The organism is Halomonas sp. ND22Bw (genome assembly GCF_003011945.1).
GTDB lineage: Bacteria > Pseudomonadota > Gammaproteobacteria > Pseudomonadales > Halomonadaceae > Halomonas > Halomonas halophila.
Genome location: NZ_PXWD01000495.1, coordinates 1 through 319, shown reverse-complemented (window position 1 = coordinate 319; position 319 = coordinate 1). Strand labels below are relative to the sequence as shown.

The window sequence follows — 319 nt, the reverse complement described above, 5'->3', positions numbered from 1 at the left end:
GTCGATGACGAAGTTGGCGCCGCCCTTGCGCGAAGTCACGAGGTTGCCGCTGACACGGCCCGGCTCGGCGTTGAAGGCGGCCCGCGCGCCGCGCGCATGCCGCTCGATGGCGATGCGCCCGCGCTGCGAACCGATCTCCTCGTCGGCGGTGAACAGCCCCAGCACCGGGAACGGCAAGGGCGCCATGCGGCGCAGCGCCATCAGCACGAAGCACTGCAGCACCAGGCCGGACTTCATGTCCGACACACCGGGGCCGTAGCCGCGATCGCCGTCGACACGCCACGGCCGCTGCAGCACCGTGCCCGTCGGGAACACCGTG

Annotated in this window: 1 protein-coding gene; it reads right to left on the bottom strand. The window is 71.8% G+C overall.

The window, feature by feature from the left end:
* Positions 1-319 (bottom strand): M20/M25/M40 family metallo-hydrolase (locus CVH10_RS19090; protein WP_146143089.1); only part of this gene is annotated, 319 nt, incomplete at both ends.